This window comes from Enterobacter kobei (genome assembly GCF_001729765.1).
GTDB classification, from domain to species: domain Bacteria; phylum Pseudomonadota; class Gammaproteobacteria; order Enterobacterales; family Enterobacteriaceae; genus Enterobacter; species Enterobacter kobei.
Genome location: NZ_CP017181.1, coordinates 1,960,480 through 1,984,532 on the forward strand (window position 1 = coordinate 1,960,480; position 24,053 = coordinate 1,984,532).

General features: G+C 53.2%; 25 protein-coding genes. 15 read left to right on the top strand and 10 right to left on the bottom strand.

Annotated features, from left to right (window positions below; translation table 11 throughout):
• Positions 1 to 23 precede the first annotated feature (23 nt).
• On the bottom strand, positions 24 to 653 hold the full coding sequence (locus BFV64_RS09415; RefSeq protein ID WP_045282000.1) for a helix-turn-helix domain-containing protein: 630 nt from the start codon (positions 651 to 653) through the stop codon (positions 24 to 26).
• Positions 654 to 722: 69 nt separating this feature from the next.
• Positions 723 to 1,382, bottom strand: a complete 660-nt coding sequence (locus tag BFV64_RS09420) for a helix-turn-helix domain-containing protein (protein ID WP_045282001.1) — start codon at positions 1,380 to 1,382, stop codon at positions 723 to 725.
• 418 nt (positions 1,383 to 1,800) lie between these two features.
• Between BFV64_RS09420 and BFV64_RS09425 the strand changes: the two genes are divergently transcribed.
• From BFV64_RS09425 to BFV64_RS09450, 6 genes are all read left to right on the top strand, one after another.
• Positions 1,801 to 2,331, top strand: a complete 531-nt coding sequence (locus BFV64_RS09425) for a fimbrial protein (protein WP_069602476.1) — start codon at positions 1,801 to 1,803, stop codon at positions 2,329 to 2,331.
• Between the two features lie 78 nt (positions 2,332 to 2,409).
• Positions 2,410 to 3,087: a fimbrial biogenesis chaperone gene (locus tag BFV64_RS09430; protein ID WP_069601956.1), complete on the top strand. Its 678-nt coding sequence runs from the start codon at positions 2,410 to 2,412 to the stop codon at positions 3,085 to 3,087.
• Between the two features lie 45 nt (positions 3,088 to 3,132).
• Positions 3,133 to 5,661 (top strand): fimbria/pilus outer membrane usher protein, encoded by a 2,529-nt coding sequence (locus BFV64_RS09435; protein ID WP_069601957.1) that lies wholly within the window; start codon positions 3,133 to 3,135, stop codon positions 5,659 to 5,661.
• Positions 5,662 to 5,672: 11 nt separating this feature from the next.
• Positions 5,673 to 6,620 carry a fimbrial protein gene (locus tag BFV64_RS09440; RefSeq protein WP_023332795.1) on the top strand — a complete coding sequence of 316 codons (948 nt, stop codon included), beginning with the start codon at positions 5,673 to 5,675 and terminating at the stop codon, positions 6,618 to 6,620.
• 11 nt (positions 6,621 to 6,631) lie between these two features.
• On the top strand, positions 6,632 to 7,144 hold the full coding sequence (locus BFV64_RS09445) for a fimbrial protein (protein WP_023332796.1): 513 nt from the start codon (positions 6,632 to 6,634) through the stop codon (positions 7,142 to 7,144).
• Position 7,145: 1 nt separating this feature from the next.
• Positions 7,146 to 7,787 carry a helix-turn-helix transcriptional regulator gene (locus tag BFV64_RS09450; RefSeq protein WP_069601958.1) on the top strand — a complete coding sequence of 214 codons (642 nt, stop codon included), beginning with the start codon at positions 7,146 to 7,148 and terminating at the stop codon, positions 7,785 to 7,787.
• Between the two features lie 94 nt (positions 7,788 to 7,881).
• On the opposite strand, the gene fdhF is transcribed toward BFV64_RS09450, so the two are convergent.
• From fdhF to ycgZ, 4 genes are all read right to left on the bottom strand, one after another.
• Entirely contained in the window at positions 7,882 to 10,032 is a 2,151-nt protein-coding gene (fdhF, locus tag BFV64_RS09455; protein WP_069601959.1) for a formate dehydrogenase subunit alpha, read from the bottom strand.
• 181 nt (positions 10,033 to 10,213) lie between these two features.
• The gene (locus BFV64_RS09460; protein ID WP_014883526.1) at positions 10,214 to 10,492 is read right to left on the bottom strand and encodes a biofilm/acid-resistance regulator YmgB/AriR; all 279 of its coding nucleotides are present in this window, start codon (positions 10,490 to 10,492) and stop codon (positions 10,214 to 10,216) included.
• A gap of 29 nt (positions 10,493 to 10,521) precedes the next feature.
• Complete coding sequence (locus BFV64_RS09465; protein WP_045282005.1) at positions 10,522 to 10,842, bottom strand: hypothetical protein; 321 nt, start codon at positions 10,840 to 10,842, stop codon at positions 10,522 to 10,524.
• A gap of 4 nt (positions 10,843 to 10,846) precedes the next feature.
• Positions 10,847 to 11,086 carry a regulatory protein YcgZ gene (gene ycgZ / locus BFV64_RS09470; RefSeq protein WP_008500634.1) on the bottom strand — a complete coding sequence of 80 codons (240 nt, stop codon included), beginning with the start codon at positions 11,084 to 11,086 and terminating at the stop codon, positions 10,847 to 10,849.
• Between the two features lie 340 nt (positions 11,087 to 11,426).
• On the opposite strand from ycgZ, the gene BFV64_RS09475 reads away from it, so the two are divergent.
• From BFV64_RS09475 to ldtE, 9 genes are all read left to right on the top strand, one after another.
• Complete coding sequence (locus BFV64_RS09475; RefSeq protein WP_014883528.1) at positions 11,427 to 12,647, top strand: diguanylate phosphodiesterase; 1,221 nt, start codon at positions 11,427 to 11,429, stop codon at positions 12,645 to 12,647.
• A 188-nt stretch (positions 12,648 to 12,835) separates the two neighbouring features.
• The gene (locus BFV64_RS09480; RefSeq protein ID WP_014883529.1) at positions 12,836 to 13,564 is read left to right on the top strand and encodes a MerR family transcriptional regulator; all 729 of its coding nucleotides are present in this window, start codon (positions 12,836 to 12,838) and stop codon (positions 13,562 to 13,564) included.
• Positions 13,565 to 13,878: 314 nt separating this feature from the next.
• Positions 13,879 to 14,247, top strand: coding sequence for a Fe-S cluster assembly scaffold SufA (gene sufA, locus BFV64_RS09485; RefSeq protein ID WP_008500631.1), 369 nt, complete (start codon positions 13,879 to 13,881; stop codon positions 14,245 to 14,247).
• Between the two features lie 8 nt (positions 14,248 to 14,255).
• On the top strand, positions 14,256 to 15,746 hold the full coding sequence (gene sufB, locus BFV64_RS09490; protein WP_069601960.1) for a Fe-S cluster assembly protein SufB: 1,491 nt from the start codon (positions 14,256 to 14,258) through the stop codon (positions 15,744 to 15,746).
• A gap of 10 nt (positions 15,747 to 15,756) precedes the next feature.
• Positions 15,757 to 16,503, top strand: coding sequence for a Fe-S cluster assembly ATPase SufC (gene sufC, locus BFV64_RS09495; RefSeq protein WP_063613970.1), 747 nt, complete (start codon positions 15,757 to 15,759; stop codon positions 16,501 to 16,503).
• The gene (gene sufD / locus BFV64_RS09500) at positions 16,478 to 17,746 is read left to right on the top strand and encodes a Fe-S cluster assembly protein SufD (protein ID WP_014883532.1); all 1,269 of its coding nucleotides are present in this window, start codon (positions 16,478 to 16,480) and stop codon (positions 17,744 to 17,746) included. Before sufC ends, sufD begins: the two co-directional genes overlap by 26 nt.
• Positions 17,743 to 18,963: a cysteine desulfurase SufS gene (gene sufS, locus BFV64_RS09505; protein WP_045135082.1), complete on the top strand. Its 1,221-nt coding sequence runs from the start codon at positions 17,743 to 17,745 to the stop codon at positions 18,961 to 18,963. Before sufD ends, sufS begins: the two co-directional genes overlap by 4 nt.
• Before the next feature lie 14 nt (positions 18,964 to 18,977).
• Complete coding sequence (sufE, locus tag BFV64_RS09510; protein WP_014883534.1) at positions 18,978 to 19,394, top strand: cysteine desulfuration protein SufE; 417 nt, start codon at positions 18,978 to 18,980, stop codon at positions 19,392 to 19,394.
• Positions 19,395 to 19,491: 97 nt separating this feature from the next.
• A complete protein-coding gene (ldtE, locus tag BFV64_RS09515) occupies positions 19,492 to 20,505 on the top strand; it encodes a L,D-transpeptidase LdtE (protein ID WP_014883535.1) in 1,014 nt (337 codons plus the stop codon).
• Positions 20,506 to 20,567: 62 nt separating this feature from the next.
• Here the strand turns inward: ldtE and lpp are convergent, their stop codons facing one another.
• The 4 genes from lpp to BFV64_RS09530 form a co-directional block, all read right to left on the bottom strand.
• Positions 20,568 to 20,804 (bottom strand): murein lipoprotein Lpp, encoded by a 237-nt coding sequence (gene lpp / locus BFV64_RS09520; RefSeq protein ID WP_001082307.1) that lies wholly within the window; start codon positions 20,802 to 20,804, stop codon positions 20,568 to 20,570.
• A gap of 309 nt (positions 20,805 to 21,113) precedes the next feature.
• Entirely contained in the window at positions 21,114 to 22,526 is a 1,413-nt protein-coding gene (gene pykF, locus BFV64_RS09525) for a pyruvate kinase PykF (protein ID WP_069601961.1), read from the bottom strand.
• Between the two features lie 7 nt (positions 22,527 to 22,533).
• Entirely contained in the window at positions 22,534 to 22,728 is a 195-nt protein-coding gene (ynhH, locus tag BFV64_RS26120) for a protein YnhH (protein ID WP_418251742.1), read from the bottom strand.
• 175 nt (positions 22,729 to 22,903) lie between these two features.
• Positions 22,904 to 24,049: a trans-sulfuration enzyme family protein gene (locus BFV64_RS09530; RefSeq protein ID WP_069601962.1), complete on the bottom strand. Its 1,146-nt coding sequence runs from the start codon at positions 24,047 to 24,049 to the stop codon at positions 22,904 to 22,906.
• Positions 24,050 to 24,053: the final 4 nt, after the last annotated feature.

Below are 24,053 nucleotides of genomic sequence, written 5' to 3' on the forward strand. Positions count from 1 at the left end.
GCGGCCTTTTTTGTGCCTGACATTCAGTATCTGGCAGGAAGTTTGTTGATTTTAAGGAGACGGCCTTCTTCCATTTCGATAAACCCGCCGGTTTTTAAATCGGCCAGAATACGCATGACCCCGCTTCGGGAGAGCTGGGTTTTCTCCCTGATATACCTTTCCGCCGTCACGCTGCCGCGATAGCTCTCATCTTCCTCCATCAGCTTTATGAGCTGCTGGCGAATCATCTCATACGCCGTCGGTGCCCCCTGAGGCATCACGTTGTTATAAAGACGGCTATAAACAAACATGAGCTGTTTTGAAAGCAGCCCCCACAAGGCCTTTTCTTTGATGATGTCATTAACCCGCTTGGCGGTGAGCGTGCCTATCAGGCAAGGGCTTACGGTCTTGAGGTAGTCATTAAAATAAATGTCGGTCAGATTAGCGAGGCCGAAGAGGGCGGGGCTGCGGGCCGTGGAGAGCATCATATCGTCGCTTCTTCTGTAGATAGCGACCGTCCCCTCAAGAATTAAATAGCACATTCCCTGACCATCGATCTGAAGGTCAAGTCGCTCGCCGCGAGCGGTTTGTCGTGTCGTACAGTCAGGCAATAAGTGAGAAATAAGCTCTTGCGCGTAGGGTGAGCCACGTTGAGGCTTTTCTGGAAGGGACATGGTCGCTGCTAACCTTTAAATAAACCTGGCTAAGTATAGCGTCTATCGTCTCTGGCGGCACGGCGGCGGTCAATATTTTCGTGGCAGATGATGAATGTCGAGCAACACGCCACGCTCCATGGTGATGTACTTCCCGGTGCGCAGTTCCGAGAGGATACGCATAATTCCGCTGCGTGAAAGATAGGTCCGGCTTTTGATGTAGGCTGCCGCCGTCGTATTTAACCGGATTGCGTCGGGTTCCTGCATCAGTTCTACAAGCTGGAAGCGGATAATATCGTAGGCCGACATTTGCGATATTTGTGCGCAATGTTCGTAGACCCGCGAGGCGGTATAAATAAGCAGCTTAGAAAAGTGCTCCCATAAATTATGTTGCGACACAATTTGATTGAAGCTCTCCAGCGGCACGCGGGCGATCTCTGCGGTCTCCAGCGCCCGGACATACAGGTGCTCAGAGGAAAACTGACTGCTGACACCGAGAATAAAAGGGGCCGATTCAGAGTTTAAAACAATGCCGTCGCCGCGCCGATGAAGCGCCACGCTCCCCTGGAGAAGCAAAAAGCATTGCCGAATATCATCTTTATAATAATGTACCGTTTCGCCACGGCCGATGATCATTCTGTTGGCCACGGGCAAAACATGTTTAATCAGCGTGTCTATATGGGCGAACGGTTTTAAATCCAGAACTGAGGACTGGTGATTATTCAGTTGGGTGGTTAAACGCGTATTCATAAGATACCTCACAGCGACGCTTTGTATGATCAATTTTTGATCTGCGAATGGAATTATCTTAAAAATGAAGAACTCAGGGAATATTCCCCGCAGGTCTAAAAGTAGACCGGGGGATCTCAGGCGTCTAACGTTCTGAATCAAAGGAGAAAGTGTGTCGGGTCTACAATTAGACTCGCTCACTATTCGATAATTTTCTGCGGTGATAAATGTTGTTTTTTCGTTAAATCACAGTCTACAGCTAGACCATCAAAAAGTTGTTTTCAGGAAAATGATTATATAAATTTTATCCAGTCAGTCAGAAAGACCTTATGCCATCGATTGGGAAATAAAAGAATGTTAACTGATTCTTTTATCTGCTTTCTGCTACGTGAATTTCAATAATAAATAAAGTTATCCAGTAAACAGGAACATGATGATGATGAAAAAGAATATTATTTTAGCAATGGTAGCGGCAGGTTCCGCCTTAATGATGGGCAATGCCTTTGCGGCTGCGGGCACCGTAAACTTTAATGGCAACATCCTGGATTCAGCCTGCGATGTTGCGGTGGCCTCTCAAAACCAGGTGGTGGTATTAGGTGATTATTATAAAACAGAATTTCCAACCACCGGCTCAAGAACGGCGGCAACGAAATTCCATATTATTCTGAAGAATTGCCCGGTAACCGTGACCAGTGCCAAAGTCCGTTTTGACGGCACACCCGATATGACCAATACGGATCTGCTGGCGATTGATACGTCCGTCGCCGGTGCCGCAACCGGGGTTGCCATCAATTTGATGACTGCTGATAAAGCCGACCTGCCGCTGCATAGCAGCAATAGCTACAACTATTCGTTAAGCAGCAGTGCTGACAATACGTTGGATTTCTATGCGCAGTATATTTCAACGGCGGCAGCGGTAACATCCGGTCCTGCAAACTCCGTCGCTAACTTCTCTGTTGTTTATAACTAATTACTCAGCAGCAAAAAGTCCGCTCCGCAAGGTGTTGTGTGGGGGCAGTCATTGCCCCCTTGTATCAAGAGGTTCAAAATGAATGTTATTAGCAAAGCCCTGCTGAGCGCGGCTGTTATTATAGCGTCGCTGTCACAGGCTTCTGCCGGGGTTATTATTGGCGGTACCCGCGTTATTTTTGATGGTGGAAAAAAAGAAGCCTCCATCAGCATCAATAATGCGGATGAAGCCCCTTACTTAATCCAGTCCTGGATTGAGATGCCAGAAGGTAATGCTAATAAAGCGCCTTTTATCATCACCCCACCGCTCTACAGGCTTAACGGTGGTCAGCAGAATATTGAACGTATTTTGCTCACCGGCTCGTTGCCGCAAGATAAGGAAAGTCTGTTCTGGCTGAACATTAAAGCGATACCGTCAGCCACGAAACAGGTTAATTCATTGCAGATTGCCGTGAAGACACGCATCAAGCTTATTTATCGTCCGGAAAAGCTGAAGGCGTCAACGCCGGAGGATCAGGTAAATAAATTAACCTGGTCCCGCAGCGGAAATAAAATCCAGGTCTCTAATCCTACACCCTATGTCATTAACTTTAATGACATAAACGTCGGGGGTAAAAAACTGGAGGAGGCCTCCTGGGTGGCACCGGGCGCAGTGGCTGCATTTAGCTTACCGCCCGGCATTTCTGGCAATCAGATCCAGTTCAGCGTGATTAACGATTATGGCAGCCAGGGAATAAGACACCAGGCCAGTTTTTAATAGTTGAAAAACGGGCGCTCTCATTAGTGGGTCAGGTTTATGATGATGGCAACGAAAAATATAAAAATGCAACCCGCGCGTCTGGCTGTTTATATCACCTTCGCGCTGACGCATGCTGTATCTGTGGCGCATGCCCGGGAAACCTTTAACGCCGAGCTGGTGGAGCTGGATAATCCCGGGATGGCAAAAGCCGATTTATCTGCGTTTGAATCCGGTTCGCAGGCACCAGGGAAATACCATGTTGATATCATTCTTGACGACCAGCTTATTGAGACGGGCGATATTGATTTTATTGCAGTAAACGATGAGAAGGGAAATGACAGCCTGCTGCCTTGTCTGAGTATTGCACAGCTAAAAAGCTGGGGCGTCAAAACCGCACTGTTCCCCGGCCTGACGAGCGAAACGACATCCTGTGTCAACCTGCAGGCAATCCCGCATGCCAGTACCGATTTTCAGTTCGGCGCGCAGCGGCTGGTCATCAGTATTCCTCAGGCCGCGATCGATCTGCCTGCACGAGGGTATGTTTCCCCGGAACAATGGGATGAAGGGATCACCGCCGCGATGCTCAACTACAGCCTGAGCGGGGCGAACAGCCGGGCAAAACAGGCCGGCATTAAGAACAGTAACAGTCAATACGCCAACTTACGCCCGGGCATTAACGTTGGGCCGTGGCGGCTGCGCAACTACACCACCTGGTCGCGGGATGAGACGGGCCAGGACACGTGGGATACCGTCTACACCTACGCACAGCGGGCCATTATCCCGCTCAACGCACAGCTCACCCTGGGCGATAGCGCCGCGCCCGCAGACGTGTTCGACAGTATGCCGTTTCGCGGCGGACAACTGGCTTCCGACGACTACATGCTGCCGGATTCGCTGAAAGGCTATGCACCCGTAGTTCGCGGTATCGCGCGGACCAATGCCCAGGTGGTGGTGCGGCAAAATGGCTATCAGATTTATCAGACCTATGTTGCGCCTGGTGCATTTGAAATTACGGATATGTACCCCACGGGCGGCGCGGGCGATCTGGATGTCACCATTAAGGAAGCTGACGGCAGTGAGCAACATTTCACTCTACCGTATGCCTCGTTGCCGGTATTGCAGCGCGAGGGGCGCCTGAAATATGCGCTGACCGGGGGCCAGTACCGCTCTTATAACCATAACGTTGATAAGACGCCGTTTGGGCAAATCACCGGGATCTATGGTCTTTCGCGGGGCGTCACGCTCTACGGTGGGTTGCAGGCGTCGAGCAAATACCAGTCTGTCGCAGCCGGGCTCGGGAAAAACATGGGCGATTTGGGTGCGATTTCTGCGGACGTGACCCAGGCCTGGTCCACCCCGCAGGACGGCAAAAAATCCAACGGGCAATCCTGGCGCGCGCGTTACAGCAAGAACTTTGTGAGGACCGGAACCCAGTTTTCGATTGCAGGCTACCGCTACTCGACCCGCGGTTACTACGGCATGCAGGAGATCCTCGATTCCTGGGGTGACAGCGCTGCGCTTCAGGACCGGCGTCGCAACCGGGCCGAACTGACGATGAGCCAGACGTTGGGCAACAATCTGGGTTCGCTGACCCTGAGCGCGGCCCGTGAAGACTACTGGAATTCGGGTAAAACGATGGCGTCATACAGCCTGGGTTACAACAACTACTGGCACAACATCAGTTACGGACTGACCTGGACTTACAGTAAAAACGGCAGTGCGGGTTCATACGATGGTAATAAACGATACGACAGCGATCGGCTCGTGGCTTTCAACGTCAGTATTCCCCTTGAGAAATTTTTGCCGCAAACCTGGGCTAACTATGGCGTGAGCGCCAGTCAGCATAACGGCACCACACACAACATCGGTCTGAACGGGGTGGCGCTGGAAAACCATGCGCTGAACTGGAACGTGCAGCAGGGGTACGGGTCGGATGGCGTGGGCTACACGGGCAACCTGAATGGTGATTATAAAGGAACCTACGCTGAACTGACGGCGGGCTACAGCTACGACAAAAACAGCGAGCGCCTTAACTATGGCCTGCAGGGAGGCGTTCTCGCTCACCGGGAAGGGATCACCTTCTCACAGCCTCTCGGTGAGACCAATGTGCTGGTTAGCGCCCCGGGTGCGCACGATGTTGATATCCGTAATCAGGCGGGGGTCAAAACGGATTACCGGGGCTATACGGTGGTCAGTAATCTCTCCGTTTACCGTAAAAATGAGATCGCCCTTGCTCCGGAAAGTATGCCGGATGATGTTGAGCTGGAGATTAATACCCGCACAGTGACCCCGACGCGTGGGGCGATCGTGGTGGCTGATTATCAGGCGAAGGTGGGGCGCCGGGTGTTGTTTAATTTAACGCATAACGGCCAATTTGTTCCCTTCGGGGCAATGGCGAGCCTGAACGGTGTCGATAACAGCAGCGTTATCGTTGGCGATAAAGGACAGGTCTATCTCACCGGTCTGGATGCGCGGGGAACGGTCGTTGTGACCTGGGGGACGGAAAGCGACCGGCAATGCCGCGCACCGTTCGTCCTCCCTCCGCCATCATCGGCAGGCGGAATTACCGAACTCAACGTCAATTGTCTTTAGGGTTTTTTAAAATGCGCTTAATTACGATGATATGTCTGCTGTGTATCGCAGCAGGCTGGAGCAGTGCCCATGCAGGCACCTGCACGACGATTACGCCCCAGGAATCTACGTTGTCCATCGGCACCATTACGGTGCAGCGCGATGTGGCCGTTGGTACCGTTTTATTTTCGCGTAATGCGTCAATCACCAGCGCCTATTTAACGGGATGCACGAGTCCGGTAATGCTGGGATTTAGCATGCGATATCTGAATGCAACCCAGAGCGCTTTCGGAAATCACGTCTATGACACAAACGTAAGTGGAATTGGTATTCGTTTTTCATCTGGGGGATATTTTGAAAATCCGACCAATACCTTTTCCTATACCGCGCAGGCCAGCTATGTCGAATGGTGGGGCGGTAAAATAGAACTTATCGTGACCGGACCGGTCGCGTCAGGTTCACTCACGCCGGGAGTACTGGGCGTGGTGATGCTGCAGGGGAGCGATGGCATTTACCGTGATGCTCTGACGACCACGCTGCTGGGGGGAACGGTTAACGTGCTGGCCTGCAGCATCACCACCCCGCAGCTGACGTTCCCTATCGGCGATATTTCTGCGGCGACGTTTGGCTCGACGGTGGGCACCACACCGGCGGGCGCCCGGAATACGCAAAATCTTGGACTTAACTGCGATCCTGGCGCCAACGTGAATGTTTCGATCAGCGGTATTCAGAACCCGGACGTTGCGACGACGAGCGTGCTGGCACTTACGGGGCAAGGGAATACCGGCACGGCGAAAGGGGTTGGCGTTCAGTTGCTCTATAACGGCACGCCGCTGGCGTTAAATACGCGCCTGCCGTTAACCGTTGCCGCGGGCGGTCAGCAGACATTTCCGTTAACGGCGCGTTATTACCAGACAAAAACGACGGTTGAGCCCGGCACGGCCAATGCCTCTGCGACCTTAAATTTGACGTATCAGTGATGGATAAAGCGATGAATATTTTGCGCACGGCCGCGCTCGCCGCCACAGTAATAAGCAGCAATATCTTTGCGGCGGACAGCGTTAATGTCAGCGTTACCGGCAATATTATTGCCGCTCCGTGTATATTCAATGGAGGGAATGCCAGTCTGAATATTAATCTTGGCAATATACAGGCATCAAATATGGCTACGCCGGGATCTTCATCCGATCCTGTGCCCTTTAACCTGTTATTTACCCAGTGCCCGACGGGGACGCGCAGCGTGACGGTCTCCTTTACCGGCACTCCCGATCCGGATGCGGGAGCGGATTATTACATGAACAGCGGTTCGGCCACGCACGTTGCGATTGCGATGAGTGAGGCCGCGACAGGCGTGCTGAAAGGAACGGGTGCAAGCCTCACTCAACCTGTTTCAGCAGACAGAACGGCAACGATAGCCATGCTGGCATCGGTCAGATCCTTCACCGGCGGTGCGACGCCGGGGAGCATCAGTGCCGTCGTGGTCATGACGATGCAGTACAACTGATATGCTGAATATTGTGATTAAAGAGACCGACGCATTTTTCAGAGCGGGATTGCAGTGTTTTCTTGAGGATTTCTTCTTTCATAATTTCAAACATCTGCTTCACTTTGACGGCGAACTTTCTCATGAAAATGTCAGTGCCGCCGATATTATTTTTCTCTCTTTATGTCAGGGGGAAACCCTGACCTGTTATCCCGAATTACAGGCGCGGAAAAAAGGAATTGTGGTTGGGCTGGTGGATGATGAACACCGTTTCTCAACATATCCGTCCTGTTTTCAGGATATGATTTTTATCTCGCGCCGCGCGTCGCTGGACAGGATCACCGAGGCGCTGTTTATCGCATGGTACCGCACACAGCTCTCAAGTTTTCACTGGAGGAAGAGAAGCTGCAGCGAATGCCAGCATAAAATATTATCGCCACAGCAAATTCGCGTTATGGTAAGTTTTTACAAAGGATTATCGGTAGGGCAGATCGCGAATAAGCTTAAAACAAGTGATAAAACTATTTTTACCCATAAATATTTGCTGATGCAAAAATTCAACCTGCGCAGTGATTTTGAGCTGGTGGCTTTGATTCACAGGATGGTGGAGAAGAATACCCCTGGAAACCGGTTGCGAGACTATCTGACTCACCATCATGGTTAACCAGTATTCCCAATATCATACCAGGGGCGCAATAGTGTCATTCATTATCGCGCCCCTGTTTCTGCGAATTACAAAACCGTTAAGCCTCTTTTCCTTACACGTTCACGGCATTGATCAACCGCGTTTTCATCGTCTGGTAAGACGATGCCGCAAAATCCTCCGCCCAGCGCTGGTCCTCAATGGCTTCCAGCGTTACCGCGCAGTACTTGGTTTCCGGCGTTTTAGAGACAGGGTCAAGGTTGTCCTGCGTTAACTCGTTGCAGGCGCCAATCCACCACTGGTAGGTCATATAGACCGCACCGGCGTTGATACGCTCACTGATGCTGGCGCGGGTGATGACCTTGCCCCTGCGTGAACGAACCCACACCAGCTGGCCGTCACGGATGCCCAGCTTATCCGCATCGGCTGGATGCATCTGTACCCGGCCAGGTTCGTCGGCCAGGCTTTGCAGCGCGGCGCAGTTCCCGGTCATTGATCGGCACGAATAATGTCCCACTTCACGCACCGTGCAGAGCACAAGAGGGTAGTCATCATCAGGGGTTTCTGCCGGTGCGCGCCACGGTGCAGCAAAGAGCTGCCCCTTGCCGGTTGGGGTGTCGAATTGATTGTCTTTGTACAGGTATGGCGTTCCCGGATGATCCAGCGTCGGGCACGGCCACTGCACGTGGCCCATTTCGCCCATTTTTTCATAGGTCACGCCATAGAAAAGAGGGCACAACGCGCGCATCTCGTCCCAGATCTGCTGGTTATCGTCGTAGTGCATCGGATAGCCCATTTCGGTGGCGAGCAGGCTGATGATCTCCCAGTCACGCTTAACGTTGCCGCTGGCCTGAATGGCCTGGCCAAAACGCTGGAACCCCCGGTCGGCACAGGTAAAGACGCCGCCGTGTTCCCCCCAGGAGGTGGCAGGGAGCAGCACGTCAGCCACTTCCGCCGTTTTGGTCATAAAGATGTCCTGAACCACGACAAAATCGAGAGCGTCAAAACCGCTGCGGACCAGGCCGAGATCGGCTTCCGTCTGGAGCGGATCTTCCCCCATGATGAAATAGGCTTTGACCTTGCCTTCCAGCGCCAGGTGAGGCACTTCGGTAATGCGCGTCCCGACGCGATCGTCCATCTTGTTGACGTCAATTCCCCAGGCATCGGCGAACTTCTGTCTGACGGCGGGATCGGTCACATCCTGATAGCCGGGGAACATATTCGGCAGCACGCCCATGTCACAGGCACCCTGAACATTGTTTTGTCCACGCACGGGACCGACGCCGACGGCAGGACGGCCGAGGTTGCCGGTCAGCAACGCCAGGCTGGAAAGTCCTTTAACCACATCCACAGCCTGACCAAACTGGGTCACGCCCATTCCCCACATCACGGTGGCGGAAGGGGCCGCCGCGAACGTACGCATTGCCTGACGAACATCACTGGCGGGAATGCCGGTGAGGTGTTCAACCCGCTCTGGGGCATACTCTTTGACCGTCTGCCGATAGGCTTCAAGCCCTTCAGTAAAGCGTGCGACGTAGTTTTTGTCGTACAGCTCCTCTTCCAGCAGCACATAGCCAAAAGCGTTGACCAGCGCCATGTTACTGCCGTTTTTCAACTGCAGATGCTGGTCGGCAATGCGCGCCGTTTCGATGCGGCGCGGATCGCAGACGATGATTTTTGCACCGTTTTCCCGGGCTTTCAGCACGCGACGGGCGACGATAGGGTGGGAGTCTGCGCAGTTGTAGCCAAATACCAGCAGACATTTTGAGTTTTCAATATCGTTGATTGAATTACTCATTGCGCCGTTGCCAAGTGTCTCTTGTAAACCGGCCACGGAAGGGCCGTGACAAACGCGCGCACAGCAGTCTACGTTGTTCGTGTTCAACACCGCACGGGCAAATTTTTGCATCACGTAGTTGGTTTCATTACCGGTGCCGCGTGATGAACCGGTGGTCATGATCGCGCGCGGACCGAATTGCGCTTTGATACTGCTGAGCTTGTGGGCGGTGTAGCGGATAGCCTCTTCCCAGGTTACGGGGGTGAATACCTCTCCCTTATGATAACGGATCATCGGTTGGGTCAGGCGGGGAGTGAGCAGACGGGTGTCGTTGAGGAAGTCCCAGCCGTAAAATCCTTTCAGGCACAAGGTCCCCTGGTTTGTGACCCCCTCTGCCGCTTCGGCGCGGAGGATACGGTTATTTTCAACAACAAGGTTTAATTTGCAGCCTGCACCACAGTAAGGGCAGACGCTGGCGATTTTTTTCATCAATAACAGACCTGTTAAGAAATGAAGCAAAATGACTGGTAAGCCCAGTCCCGTAAAAGGGATTAAGCAGAAACCATGCCATATTTAAAGTGCTTGTTTTACAGGGTGTTATGAGGGCGGGGGCGTGTCATCGTCAAATGTTCGTCAGTTTTGACGATGACACGAGAGCAGCGGCTGGGAATTAAAGGTCGTCCATGGTGTAACCCACGACGATTTCAAGCGTCTTACGAATAACATCCGCCTGAACAACATCATGGGTGGCTTCCAGCGTCTGGATGAGCCACAGAATGATGGCTTTATTTGACAGATGGCCTTCGGAAGCCAGAACACAGCGTACTGCAGTAGAAAAAACAGCGGACTCTTCAGCAAAACGATCGCCTGCGTGACGGAAATACTCCGACAGCGCGCTTTCTAAAAAAGCAGAATGGTATTCGGGTTGAAGCTGAATATTTTGTCTCATTTGTTCTCACCGTAGCTGTTAAATTGCAGTCAATGTATTTTTTTGGGATCGGACGGTTTTCCATTTCCAAATAACGGCACTACATTGTCTCGGTTATCATTGAGAGGTCCCTCTCTTGTTATTCGTCCTTGCGCGGTTCTGCGACGTTTTAATGGCAAGCTGTTTGAGCCGATTTCGGCAATTACCTTCGCCAGTGTCTCCCGCCGCCGGGGATCCTTTTCATGTACTTTCATATCCCGCAGACGCTGTACAAGAGCCTCAGTGGTGATCGGGCCGTGCTCTTTCAACAGTGAAAGAACGGCTTCCCCAATCAACTGGTCAGTCAGCTTATCTGCGTCACTGCTATTCATAACCTTACCGTTCGAAGAGCAGACCAAGCAGCATGTGATAGTGCTCTTCCTCTTCAGGGCCATCGGCTTTTTCGAGGCGGCTTAACAGCTTGGTACAGAGCGATTTGCGATTAAGGTTTCGCCCGTCGCTCAGGATTTCAACCACAACTTGTCCCAGCGTTTCCTGTTGAGTGGGAAGCGCGGCTTTTTCGAAGTACTGTGCGATCGCTGCTGCGGAATCTGCGACGTAACCTTTCTGCTGCATGTTTCGCTCCTGTAAAATTTTGTAATCAGTAACGTTACATTTAAGGTATACACAATTTCCAAATCTGTACATAAAAAATGTACAGATTTTTAATAAAATCAGGATATATTTTATAAATTCTTTATTTTTCAATTTGTTGTGTGTTGTTCATGAAACGGTAATGTTACAGAATATATTGTACAAATTGACGAGCCACTGTTAAGTTGTACAGCGCCCCATAAATGCACCATTAACGGCCGTAAATGATTGAGATGTAAATTATTTGTCAGGCAATTAATGTGCTATAAAAAGAAGTCTCCCCACATGTTTTTGTGGTAAACCTTAACCCCCCAGGACTCGCATGCTTACAACCATCATTTACCGCAGTCACATCTGCGAGGACGTGCCAGTGAAAGCGCTGGAAAATATGGTCGCTGCTGCAAATAGTAAAAACCGACAATCCAGCGTCACGGGGATCTTGCTGTTCAACGGCACACATTTTTTTCAATTGCTTGAAGGGCCTGCGGAAAACGTAACGTCCATCTACGAACAGATCTGCTCTGATACGCGCCACCATAATGTGGTCGAGCTGATGCGCGATCACGGGCCTTCACGGCGTTTCGGTAAAGCGGGTATGGAACTCTTTGATTTGCGCCAGTACGACAGGGAAGAGGTGCTCCAGCAGGTGCTTGATAAAGGCACAACCCGCTACCAGTTGACCTACAACGACCGTGCGCTGCAGTTTTTCCGCACCTTTGTCGAGGCCACAGAGAAAGCCAACTATTTTGAGCTGCCGCCTGCGGATTCCTGGGATTTCGTCCCGGAAGAAACGCGCTTATCTGCGCAGCCTGAAGTCGTGGCAAAAGGGGCGGACTGTAGCTTTGCGTTTCAGCCTATCGTCGATCCTTTCATGCAGCAGGTTGTCTCCTGGGAAGCGCTTCTGCGCACTCCATCCGGTGACTCACCGGGAGCGTATTTCGCCAATCGCACGCGTGAAGAAGTGCATGCTTCTGATTTGCAAAGCAAACAGGTGGCTCTCTCCATGGCCAGCGCGCTGGGGTTACAGGATCAGACTTTATCCATCAACCTGCTGCCTATGACGCTGGTCAACGTGCCCAATGCCGTGGACTTTCTGCTCACCGCTATTGATGCAAATGGCTTTGTGCCGGAGCAAATTGTGGTGGAGTTTACCGAAAGTGAAGCCATTTCCCGTTTCGATGAGTTTACGCATTCGGTCAGACAGCTAAAAAGTGCGGGTATCAGCGTAACCATCGATCACTTCGGTGCCGGTTTTGCCGGGTTGCAGCTCCTGGCGCAATTCCAGCCGGACAGAATTAAGATTAATCGCGATCTGGTCGCGAACGTGCATAAAAGTGGCCCACGGCAGGCCATTATTCAGGCGATAATCAAATGCTGTGCCTCACTGGAAATACAATTTTGCGCGGTGGGCGTGGAGAAGGCGGAAGAGTGGATGTGGCTCGAGTCTGCGGGCATTTCTCAGTTCCAGGGGCATCTTTTTGCCAGCCCCCGACACGGCGGTATCCCGGCTATCGCATGGCCAGAGAAAAAATACGATTTCTGACGAAGCTGTACAAAAACCTGCAGACTTGACTGTACGGCAGGCAAGATTTGTACAACAATGTATTAACAGCTGGATGGCCTTGCAGGCCATTCACCCGTGCAAAATGAGGTCTGAATTCTACAAATGGTTTGTACAATCTGATAAGGTTGGTGTAGTTAGGTATGGAAGTTCTGAGCGTGAGGGAGTTAATGGCCTATTACAGTATCGGCGAAGTGGCCGAACGATGCGGTATCAACCCCGTTACGCTGCGTGCCTGGCAGCGCCGTTATGGATTGTTGAAGCCGCAGCGCAGCGAAGGGGGTCATCGTCAGTTTGACGACGAAGATATCCTGCGTATCGAAGAGATCAAGCGCCTGATGAAAAGCGGCGTTTCGGTCGGAAAAGTAAAATCCTTGCTGGAAAATAAGGAAGTGATGACTCAGGGTAACTGGGCTTCTTTCCAGGAAGAGATGATGACCGTTCTGCGTTACGCCAGCCCGGCAAAGCTGCGCGCCAAAATCGGTGAATTCCGCCGCGATCACGCGATGGATGCGCTGATCGATAACATCATTTCACCCGTCCGTCAGCGAATGAATCAGGATCAAAACACCGTACGCCATATGGCGAGTCTGTTTGACGGTGTCCTGATTGAATTTGCGATTGCAAGCCTCGCGGAATCGCGCAAGAAAGCGGGTAAAGACGCACTGCTGATTGGCTGGGAATGCGATGACCGTACACATCTTTGGCTTGAAGCCGCGCGTTTAGCCCAGAAAGGCTGGCATATTGACGTGCTGGCGGAACCCATTGATTCGCCGCGTCCTGAACTGTTCCCCGGGCAAAAAATCTTCGTCTGGACGGGAACATCACCAACGCCCCGTCAACAGGAACAGCTCGATCACTGGCGTGAGCAGGGATTTAGCGTTTCATTTCACCACTGATTATCTGAGGCCTTGCGGCCTTTTTTTTGTTTTTTCTCCTTTCCAGAGCAAAAGCTATCTTAAAAATAGGCATTTCCGATGCATATTTTACGTCCCCGTTTTGCGCTTTCTCGCTGATTAAATAAGCCATTATTTTTCAAAGTATTGAACAATTACATCCATCCCGCCCGCATCTTCAGACAGGGTCTATGCTTAATAAAAGTAGACAAAAAGGGCGGTTTAGCCGAATGCCCCTGCTGACAGAGGGTTGAAGTGATAATCGTTATCACTAACATGGTGTTATGCCCTGATGGCTAATCAGATGAGGTGGACCTATGGAACTGCATTCAGAAACCTTCAATCCTGCCGATTTTGCCTGGCGCGGTTTGACGCTCACGCCTGCGGCGGCAGCGCATATCCACGAGCTGGTGGCGAAAAAGCCCGAGATCCTCGGCGTACGTTTAGGCGTTAAGCAGACCGGTTGCGCGGGCTTTGGCTACGTGCTGGATACTGTCACCGAACCCGAAAAAGATGATCTGGTCTTTGAAACCGACGGTGCGAAGCTGTACGTCGCGCTGCAGGCCATGCCGTTTATCGACGGCACGGAAGTGGATTATGTACGGGAAGGTTTAAACCAGTTATTCAAATTTCATAACCCGAAAGCCCAGAACGAATGCGGCTGCGGCGAAAGCTTTGGGGTATAGGCGGTACTATGTCTCGTAATACTGAAGCAACGAGTGATGTAAATACCTGGAGCGGCGGGCACCTTAATTATAAAGAAGGGTTCTTCACGCAGCTGCAGACCGATGAGCTGGCGAAAGGCATCAACGAAGATGTCGTGCGCGCCATCTCGGCCAAACGCAACGAACCCGAGTGGATGCTGGAATTCCGCCTGAGCGCTTACCGTGCCTGGCTGGAGATGGAAGAACCGCACTGGCTGAAAGCCCATTATGACAAGCTGAATTATCAGGATTACAGCTACTACTCTGCGCCATCCTGCGGCAGCTGCGATGATACGTGTGCTTCGCAGCCCGGTGCAGTACAGCAGACCGGTGCGGAGAACAGCTTCCTCAGTAAAGAGGTGGAAGAAGCGTTCAATCAGCTCGGCGTCCCCGTGCGCGAGGGGAAAGAGGTCGCCGTAGACGCTATTTTTGACTCCGTTTCGGTGGCGACCACCTATCGTGAAAAGCTGGCGGAGCAGGGGATTATTTTCTGCTCCTTTGGCGAAGCGATTCATGACCATCCTGAGCTGGTGAAAAAGTACATCGGCACCGTGGTACCGAGTAACGATAATTTCTTCGCCGCGCTCAACGCGGCGGTGGCGTCGGACGGGACCTTTATCTACGTGCCGAAAGGCGTGCGCTGTCCGATGGAGCTCTCCACCTATTTCCGCATTAACGCCGAAAAAACCGGACAGTTCGAACGCACTATTCTGGTGGCGGATGAAGGCAGCTACGTCAGCTATATCGAAGGGTGCTCCGCCCCGGTACGCGACAGCTATCAGCTGCACGCGGCGGTCGTTGAAGTCATTATTCAAAAAGACGCTGAGGTCAAATACTCAACGGTGCAGAACTGGTTCCCCGGCGACGGCAATACCGGTGGGATCCTGAACTTCGTCACCAAGCGTGCGCTGTGTGAAGGTGAAAACAGCAAAATGTCCTGGACGCAGTCGGAAACCGGCTCAGCCATTACCTGGAAGTACCCGAGCTGCATTCTGCGCGGGGATAACTCCATCGGTGAGTTTTATTCTGTGGCGCTGACCAGCGGTCATCAGCAGGCCGATACCGGCACCAAGATGATCCACATCGGTAAAAACACCAAATCAACCATCATCTCGAAAGGGATCTCCGCCGGGCACAGCCAGAACAGCTATCGCGGGCTGGTGAAAATCATGCCAACGGCTACCAACGCCCGTAACTTCACCCAGTGTGACTCGATGCTTATCGGGGCCGACTGCGGAGCGCATACCTTCCCGTACGTCGAGTGCCGTAATAATTCAGCACAGCTGGAGCATGAGGCGACGACGTCGCGTATTGGGGAAGATCAGCTCTTCTACTGCCTGCAGCGCGGGATCAGTGAAGAAGATGCCATTTCGATGATTGTGAACGGCTTCTGTAAGGACGTGTTCTCTGAACTGCCGCTGGAATTCGCCGTTGAAGCACAAAAACTCCTCGCCATCAGTCTTGAACACAGCGTCGGTTAAGGGAAAGCACATGTTACGTATTAAAGATTTACAGGTTAGCGTGGAAGATAAAGCGATCCTGCGTGGCCTCAATTTTGACGTCAAGCCGGGTGAAGTTCATGCCATCATGGGGCCTAACGGCTCCGGGAAAAGTACGCTTTCAGCGACGCTGGCGGGACGTGAAGATTACGAAGTGACGCACGGCTCGGTCGAATTTAACGGCAAAGATCTTCTGGAGATGTCGCCGGAAGATCGCGCGGGTGAAGGTATCTTCATGGCCTTCCAGTATCCGGTCGAAATTCCGGGCGTCAGCAACCAGTTCTTCCTTCAGACGGCGCTGAATGCGGTGCGCAAGTACCGCGGATTTGAGGCCCTGGATCGCTTCGACTTCCAGGATCTGATGGAAGAGAAGATCAAACTGCTGAAAATGCCGGAAGACCTGCTGACCCGTTCGGTCAACGTTGGTTTTTCCGGTGGCGAGAAAAAGCGTAACGATATTCTGCAGATGGCGGTGCTGGAGCCACAGCTGTGCATTCTGGATGAGACCGACTCCGGTCTGGATATCGACGCCCTGAAGATTGTCGCTGACGGGGTGAACGCCCTGCGTGACGGCAAGCGTTCGTTCATCATCGTCACTCACTACCAGCGTATTCTCGACTACATCAAGCCGGATTACGTCCACGTGCTTTACCAGGGACGCATTGTGAAATCCGGTGATTTCACGCTGGTTAAACAACTGGAGGAGCAGGGTTATGGCTGGCTTACCGAACAGCAGTAATGCTCTCCAGCAGTGGCACCGGCTGTTTGAGGCGCAGGGGAATCGCTCTGAGCTGGCGCAGCAGCACCTGCAGCAGATGCTGCGCCTCGGCCTGCCGACGCGTAAACATGAAAACTGGAAATATACCCCGCTCGATGGCCTGCTGAGCGGCGAGTTTGTGGCGCGTCCGGCGGCGATCGGTCCGGAGCGACGAGATGCCCTGGCGCTGACCGTGGATGCGGTACGGCTGGTCTTTGTCGACGGCGTTTATCACCCTGAACTGAGCGATGACACCCGGGAGAGCGGTTACGGGATTGTGATTAACGACGAACGCCAGAGTCTGGGCGCCCCGGTTCAGCCGGAGGTTTTCCTGCATTTGACCGAGAGCCTCGCCCGCAGCGTGACGCATATCCAGGTTAAGCGTAACCAGCGTCCGGCCAGGCCGTTGCTTCTGATGCATATCACCCAGGGCGTAGAGGGCGATGAAATCAACACCGCCCACTATCGCCACCATCTTGAACTGGCCGAAGGGGCCGACGCGACGGTGATTGAGCATTACGTGAGTCTCAATGACACCCGCCACTTTACCGGGTCGCGTCTGACGATGAACGTTGCCGCCAATGCGCAGCTCCACCACATTAAGCTGGCGTTTGAGAACCCCCAGAGCCACCACTTCGCGCATAACGATATCCTGCTGGGACCGGATGCCGCGGCGTACAGCCATAGCTTCCTGCTCGGCGGTGCGGTGCTGCGCCATAACACCAGTACCCAGCTTAACGGTGAAAATACCACGCTGCGTATCAACAGCCTGGCGATGCCGGTCAAATCAGAAGTGTGCGATACGCGCACGTGGCTTGAGCACAACAAAGGTTACTGCAACAGCCGCCAGCTGCACAAAACCATCGTCAGCGATAAAGGACGCGCGGTATTTAATGGTCTGATTAACGTCGCGCAACACGCCATCAAGACTGACGGGCAGATGACCAACAACAATCTCCTGCTGGGACGCCTGGCGGAGGTCGATACGAAGCCGCAGCTGGAGATTTACGCCGACGACGTAAAATGCAGCCACGGCGCCACGGTCGGGCGGATCGACGACGAACAGATGTTCTACCTGCGTTCCCGCGGTATCGACCAGCAGGCGGCGCAGAAAATGATTATCTATGCCTTTGCGGCGGAGCTTACGGAAGCGCTGCATGATGGCGTACTGAAGCAGCAGGTGTTGGCCCGTATTGGTCAGCGTCTGCCCGGAGGCGAAGCATGAGTTTTCCCGTAGAGAAAGTACGGGCAGATTTCCCGGTTCTGACCCGTGAAGTGAACGGTCTGCCGCTGGCTTATCTCGACAGCGCGGCCAGCGCGCAGAAACCGAATCAGGTGGTGGATGCGGAAGCCGAGTTCTACCGCCACGGTTATGCAGCAGTACATCGGGGGATCCATACCCTGAGCGCGGAAGCCACCCAGCGCATGGAGAACGTGCGCACGCAGGTGGCTGCCTTCCTCAATGCGCGATCGCCGGAAGAGCTGGTGTTTGTGCGCGGCACCACCGAGGGGATTAACCTCGTCGCTAACAGTTGGGGTAACGCTCAGGTCCATGCCGGGGATAACATCATCATTACCCAGATGGAGCACCACGCTAATATCGTACCGTGGCAAATGCTGTGTGAGCGCGTTGGCGCGCAATTACGCGTCATCCCGTTGAACCTCGACGGAACGTTACAGCTTGAGCAGCTTGACGCCTTGCTGGACGATAAAACGCGGCTCGTGGCGGTCACCCAGGTCTCTAACGTTCTGGGTACTGAAAACCCGGTTGCGGAGATTGTCGATAAGGCCCATCAGGCCGGGGCGAAAGTGCTGATTGACGGTGCACAGGCGGTAATGCACCACGCGGTGGATGTCCAGGCGCTGGACTGCGACTTCTACGTGTTCTCTGGACACAAGCTTTATGGCCCAACCGGTATCGGCGTGCTGTATGTGAAAGAGGACATCCTGCAGGCGATGCCGCCGTGGGAGGGGGGCGGGTCAATGATCGCTACCGTTAGCCTCTCGGAAGGGACCACCTACGCCCGTGCGCCGTGGCGTTTTGAGGCGGGCACGCCCAACACCGGTGGGATCATCGGGCTGGGGGCGGCGGTGTCTTACGTTTCCGGAATTGGTCTTGATGCCATTCACGAGTACGAACAGCTGCTGATGCATTACGCGCTGCAGGAGCTGGCCAGCGTGCCGGACCTGACCTTGTACGGGCCGGCTGACCGACAGGGTGTGATTGCCTTTAATCTGGGACAACACCACGCCTATGACGTGGGCAGCTTCCTCGACAATTACGGCGTGGCCGTGCGCACCGGGCACCACTGCGCCATGCCGCTCATGGCCTTTTACCAGGTTCCGGCAATGTGCCGCGCATCGCTGGTGATGTATAACACAATGGAAGAGGTCGACAGGCTGGTGGCGGGACTAAAACGCATTCACCAGTTGCTGGGCTGACAAAGAGGCGAACGATGGCAGAACTGCCGGATAAAGAGAAATTGCTGCGCAACTTTGGGCGTTGCGCAAACTGGGAAGAGAAATACCTCTACATCATTGAGCTGGGGCAGCGTCTGCCGCCGCTTAGTGAAGAGGCGCATACCCCGGAGAACAGTATTCAGGGCTGTCAAAGCCAGGTGTGGATTGTGATGGCGCAGTCTGACGATGGCACGATAACCCTGCAGGGTGACAGCGATGCGGCAATAGTAAAAGGGCTGATTGCGGTGGTCTTTATTCTTTATCACCAGATGTCAGCGCAGGATATTGTCGCCTTCGATGTCCGCCCGTGGTTTGAAAAAATGGCCCTCACCCAACACCTCACCCCGTCTCGTTCCCAGGGACTGGAAGCGATGATTCGCGCCATTCGCGCCAAAGCGGCAATCCTTAGCTAGACTTACAGAACAGCATTCATTCTGTTTCGCGAGGTGGTTCCCGCCTCGCTGGTTTTTCAGCTTTCTGGCATTCTGCCAGTGAATAAGGAATCTCAGCATGAAGCGCGCGTCTCTCATCACTCTATTACTCCTCAGTTCGCTCGGTGCACTTAATTCGGCCCGCGCGATGGACTATCCGTTGCCGCCCGCAGGCAGTCGCCTGATTGGGCAAAATCAAACCTACACCATACAGGAAGGGGATAATAAGCTGCAGACCATCGCCCGCCGGTTTAATACCGCGGCGCAGGTGATCCTCGAAACGAACAATACGATTGCGCCGGTCAACCCTGCACCGGGAACCGTTATCACGATCCCGTCGCAGATGCTGCTACCCGACACGCCGCGCGAGGGTATTGTTGTGAACCTCGCTGAGCTGCGGCTTTACTATTTCCCGCCGGGAGAGAACATTGTCCAGGTTTTCCCACTTGGCATCGGGCAACTGGGGCTGGAAACACCGGTGAGCACGACCCGCGTCAGTCAAAAAATCCCGAACCCAACCTGGACGCCGACGGCCGGTATCAGAGCCCGTTCACTTGCGCAGGGAATTAAACTGCCTCCTGTGGTTCCCGCAGGGCCAAATAACCCGCTGGGACGCTATGCCCTGCGTTTGGGTATTGGTAATGGGGAATATCTTATCCACGGAACCAGTGCGCCAGACAGCGTTGGCTTGCGCGTCAGTTCCGGCTGTATGCGAATGAACGCCCCGGATATTAAAGCCCTGTTCGAACAGGTACGGGTTGGCACCCGGGTACAAATCATCAATGAGCCAGTGAAATTCGCGGTCGAGCCGGATGGTAAACGCTATATTGAGGTCCATCGTCCGCTGGCGCAGGTGGAAGGTGAAAACCCACAGATTTCGCCCATTACGCACTCCGCCGACTTTGCGACCTTTGTTTCACAGTCCGGAAGCGATAAGGCGCTGATCGATAAAGCCCTGGCGCGCCGTGCGGGGATCCCGGTTGTGGTTTCTGCGGGAAGCGGCCCGTCGGCCAGTAACAGCGTATTGTCAGTGCAGAACAGTCGTGTGTCCGCGGCGGTAGCGGAAGAGGCAGGGGAGAAGATGACGCAGTAGAGCCGTTTGACGCAGGCAAAAAAAATGGCGCACAATGTGCGCCATTTTATTAACAGGTACTATTACTTACGGTATTTAGTAGCCTGGTTGTCCAGACGCTGGTTAGCGCGAGCTGCGTCGTCTTTAGCAGCCTGAACGTCGGAACGCATTGCGTTCACGTCGTTGCTCAGCTGGTCAACTTTAGCGTTCAGAGTCTGAACGTCAGAAGACAGCTGATCGATTTTAGCGTTGCTGGAGCAACCAGCCAGCAGAGTAGAACCCAGGATTACCGCGCCCAGTACCAGTTTAGTACGATTCATTATTAATACCCTCTAGATTGAGTTAATCTCCATGTAGCGTTACAAGTATTACACAAAGTTTTTTGGGTTGAGAATATTTTTTTGATGGGAATACGCCTATTTTTGATCGTTCGCTCAAAGAAGCATCGAATCGGCCCTTTTTGAGTAAAAAGCTATGTAAAAAAAGGCATTTTTCATCGGATTCATCTTAGATAATTCGCAATTAAATAGAAAAACCCGATTTGCTTTTTGAATGAGTTTGGCTAATGACTGGAATAAAAAAAGCGCCCATTGGGCGCTTTTTATCAAAATTAATTCGTTCGTGAATTATTACAGCACGTGAACGGATGCAGTATTGGTCGTTCCGCTTGGTACCAGCGCACCAGAAACCATAACCACAACGTCGCCTTTCTGTGCCAGACCGCTTTCCAGAGCCATGGCTTTACCCTGAATGTAGAAATCGTCAGTAGAGGCAATCTCTTTAACCAGGTGTGCAACGACGCCTTTGCTCAGCACCAGCTGACGCGCGGTGGTTTCGTTGGTGGTCAGGGCCAGGATAGTGGCATCCGGGAAGTATTTACGCACTGCACGCGCAGATTTACCGCCCTGGGTCGCAACCACAATCAGTGGCGCTTCCAGTTTCTCAGCAGTTTCTACCGCACCGCGGCAAACGGCTTCGGTGATGCGCAGCTTGCGGCTGTCGTTATTGAAGTCCAGACGGCTGGTCATCACGCGGTCAGTACGTTCACAGATGGTCGCCATAATGCCAACCGCTTCCAGAGGATATTTCCCTTTTGCGGATTCGCCGGACAGCATAACAGCATCGGTACCGTCGAGGATGGCGTTAGCCACGTCGCCTGCTTCAGCGCGGGTTGGGCGTGGGTTTTTGATCATAGAGTCCAGCATCTGCGTCGCGGTAATAACCACTTTACGCGCGCGAACACATTTTTCGATCATCATCTTCTGCGCGAAGATCACTTCTTCAACCGGGATTTCAACGCCCAGGTCGCCACGTGCAACCATGATGCCGTCAGACGCTTCGAGGATTTCGTCGAAGTTGTTCAGGCCTTCCTGGTTTTCGATTTTGGAGATGATCTGGATCTTCTCGCCGCCGTGCGCTTTCAGGTGCTCGCGAATTTCGACCACGTCAGAACGCTTACGGATGAAGGACGCTGCAACGAAGTCAACGCCTTGTTCGCAGCCGAAGATCAGGTCTTGCTTGTCTTTTTCAGCCAGTGCTGGCAGTGCGATAGAAACGCCCGGCAGGTTAACGCCTTTGTTTTCGCCCAGGTCGCCGTTGTTCAGCACTTTACAGATAACCTTGTTACCTTCAATCGCGGTCACTTCCATACCGATCAGACCATCGTCGACCAGGACGGTGTTACCGACGGACAGATCGCTGGTGAAGCCTTCATAGGTGACCGCAACGATTTCGCTGTTACCGACTAAGGATTTGTCGGTGGTGAAGGTAAAGGTCTGGCCCGCTTTCAGAGAGACGTCGTTGCCGCCTTCCAGTTTGATGGTACGGATTTCCGGACCTTTAGTGTCGAGCAGGATAGCCGCTTTTTTACCGGTTTTGCTCATCACGTTGCGCAAGTTCTGGATACGCTGACCGTGTTCTGCATAGTCACCGTGAGAGAAGTTCAGACGCATCACGTTCATGCCGGCGTCCAGCATTTTGCTCAGCATCTCTTCGGATTCGGTTTTCGGGCCGATAGTACAAACAATTTTCGTCTTTTTCATGACAGTCTTAGTCTTTAAGTTGGGAAGGATATGGAAATCTCGCTCCGGGGGCGCACCGCCGCAGAGTCAAACCTGTGTTGCAAAAGAGTATATGACACGCACTAAGGATAGGAGACATCAAATGAGCGTGCAGAAGAAAGTGTGCCTGAGTGACAGCCCAACGAAGGAGAGGAGAAGTTGTACGTTGTTTTTTGTATTCCAAGCGCTGAAACCATTCACCAGGGATTTGGCGCGCATTATACGCTGATTTTAAGATAAAAGGAAAATGGAAACGGTGTTTCAGAAATAATCAATGCCGTTTTACATAATATTGTTATCAACGCGTTAAGCCATGATGACAACTTATCGCGGCAGGTGATTGACCTGCCGCATTTTGCTTATTTTTGCAGCGCCTGACTGAGGTCGGCGATGAGGTCTTTAGGATCTTCAATCCCCACCGACAGGCGAATCAGCTGTGGCACAATACCGTTTGCCAGCCGTTGCGCCAGCGGAATCGAGGCGTGCGTCATGCTGTAAGGCTGGCTCACCAGACTCTCCACGCCGCCCAGGCTTTCCGCAAGGGTGAATAACGTCAGGTTGCGAATCAACTCTGTGGCGCGTTGCGCATCACCTTTCACCACGACAGAAATCATCCCGCCGGGCAGCGCCATCTGCGTGCGGGCAAGCTGATATTGCGGGTGCGACTCCAGTCCGGGATAAAAGACCCGTTCAACCAGCGGATGCTGTTCCAGCCATTGCGCAATCGCCAGCGCGTTGCTGCTGTGTCTCTCTATGCGGAGCGAAAGGGTACGAATACCGCGCAGGGTCAGGAAGCTGCTAAACGGGTCCAGTACGCCGCCGACCGCGTTCTGCAGGTAGCCAAGCCTGTCCGCCAGCGCCGGATTATCACCCACCACCGCCAGCCCGGCCACCACGTCAGAGTGGCCGTTAAGGTATTTGGTTGCTGAGTGCACCACGATGTCGAAACCCGACGCCAGCGGACGGTGAATGACCGGCGATGCGAAGGTGTTATCCGCCACGCTGATAACGTTATGACGACGGGCGATGTCAGCGATAGCCGCTAAATCCGCCAGCTTCAGCAGAGGGTTGGTAGGTGTTTCAACCCAGATCATGCGGGTGTCCGGGCGAATAGCCGCCTCAAGCCCGGCTAAATCGTCCGGCTTAACCCAGCTGACCTGCAGACCGGTGCTGCGTTTGCGGACATTTTCAATCAGGCGATATGTGCCGCCGTAGACGTCATCAATGGCGACAATATGGCTGTCTTTATCCAGCAGTTCAAGCACGGTGGAGATGGCGGCAAGACCGGATGCAAAGGCGTAGCCGCGCGTTCCGCCTTCCAGTTCGGCGATGGCGGTTTCGAGCGCATGGCGCGTCGGATTGCCGCTGCGGGAATACTCATAGCCGGTATGCTCCCCGGGAGAGGGTTGCGCAAACGTCGAGGTGGCGTAAATCGGCGGCATAACGGCGCCATGCTGATCATTGAACGCGCCGCTGTGGACGCTCAGGGTTGCCAGGTTTTTCATCATC

What these genes read in the sequence shown, in the direction of transcription:
- BFV64_RS09415 (WP_045282000.1), bottom strand. Translation starts at nt 653, where the DNA reads ATGTCCCTTCCAGAAAAGCCTCAACGTGGCTCACCCTACGCGCAAGAG.
- BFV64_RS09420 (WP_045282001.1), bottom strand. Translation starts at nt 1,382, where the DNA reads ATGAATACGCGTTTAACCACCCAACTGAATAATCACCAGTCCTCAGTT.
- BFV64_RS09425 (WP_069602476.1), top strand. Translation starts at nt 1,801, where the DNA reads ATGAAAAAGAATATTATTTTAGCAATGGTAGCGGCAGGTTCCGCCTTA.
- BFV64_RS09430 (WP_069601956.1), top strand. Translation starts at nt 2,410, where the DNA reads ATGAATGTTATTAGCAAAGCCCTGCTGAGCGCGGCTGTTATTATAGCG.
- BFV64_RS09435 (WP_069601957.1), top strand. Translation starts at nt 3,133, where the DNA reads ATGGCAACGAAAAATATAAAAATGCAACCCGCGCGTCTGGCTGTTTAT.
- BFV64_RS09440 (WP_023332795.1), top strand. Translation starts at nt 5,673, where the DNA reads ATGCGCTTAATTACGATGATATGTCTGCTGTGTATCGCAGCAGGCTGG.
- BFV64_RS09445 (WP_023332796.1), top strand. Translation starts at nt 6,632, where the DNA reads ATGAATATTTTGCGCACGGCCGCGCTCGCCGCCACAGTAATAAGCAGC.
- BFV64_RS09450 (WP_069601958.1), top strand. Translation starts at nt 7,146, where the DNA reads ATGCTGAATATTGTGATTAAAGAGACCGACGCATTTTTCAGAGCGGGA.
- fdhF (WP_069601959.1), bottom strand. Translation starts at nt 10,032, where the DNA reads ATGAAAAAAATCGCCAGCGTCTGCCCTTACTGTGGTGCAGGCTGCAAA.
- BFV64_RS09460 (WP_014883526.1), bottom strand. Translation starts at nt 10,492, where the DNA reads ATGAGACAAAATATTCAGCTTCAACCCGAATACCATTCTGCTTTTTTA.
- BFV64_RS09465 (WP_045282005.1), bottom strand. Translation starts at nt 10,842, where the DNA reads ATGAATAGCAGTGACGCAGATAAGCTGACTGACCAGTTGATTGGGGAA.
- ycgZ (WP_008500634.1), bottom strand. Translation starts at nt 11,086, where the DNA reads ATGCAGCAGAAAGGTTACGTCGCAGATTCCGCAGCAGCGATCGCACAG.
- BFV64_RS09475 (WP_014883528.1), top strand. Translation starts at nt 11,427, where the DNA reads ATGCTTACAACCATCATTTACCGCAGTCACATCTGCGAGGACGTGCCA.
- BFV64_RS09480 (WP_014883529.1), top strand. Translation starts at nt 12,836, where the DNA reads ATGGCCTATTACAGTATCGGCGAAGTGGCCGAACGATGCGGTATCAAC.
- sufA (WP_008500631.1), top strand. Translation starts at nt 13,879, where the DNA reads ATGGAACTGCATTCAGAAACCTTCAATCCTGCCGATTTTGCCTGGCGC.
- sufB (WP_069601960.1), top strand. Translation starts at nt 14,256, where the DNA reads ATGTCTCGTAATACTGAAGCAACGAGTGATGTAAATACCTGGAGCGGC.
- sufC (WP_063613970.1), top strand. Translation starts at nt 15,757, where the DNA reads ATGTTACGTATTAAAGATTTACAGGTTAGCGTGGAAGATAAAGCGATC.
- sufD (WP_014883532.1), top strand. Translation starts at nt 16,478, where the DNA reads ATGGCTGGCTTACCGAACAGCAGTAATGCTCTCCAGCAGTGGCACCGG.
- sufS (WP_045135082.1), top strand. Translation starts at nt 17,743, where the DNA reads ATGAGTTTTCCCGTAGAGAAAGTACGGGCAGATTTCCCGGTTCTGACC.
- sufE (WP_014883534.1), top strand. Translation starts at nt 18,978, where the DNA reads ATGGCAGAACTGCCGGATAAAGAGAAATTGCTGCGCAACTTTGGGCGT.
- ldtE (WP_014883535.1), top strand. Translation starts at nt 19,492, where the DNA reads ATGAAGCGCGCGTCTCTCATCACTCTATTACTCCTCAGTTCGCTCGGT.
- lpp (WP_001082307.1), bottom strand. Translation starts at nt 20,804, where the DNA reads ATGAATCGTACTAAACTGGTACTGGGCGCGGTAATCCTGGGTTCTACT.
- pykF (WP_069601961.1), bottom strand. Translation starts at nt 22,526, where the DNA reads ATGAAAAAGACGAAAATTGTTTGTACTATCGGCCCGAAAACCGAATCC.
- BFV64_RS09530 (WP_069601962.1), bottom strand. Translation starts at nt 24,049, where the DNA reads ATGAAAAACCTGGCAACCCTGAGCGTCCACAGCGGCGCGTTCAATGAT.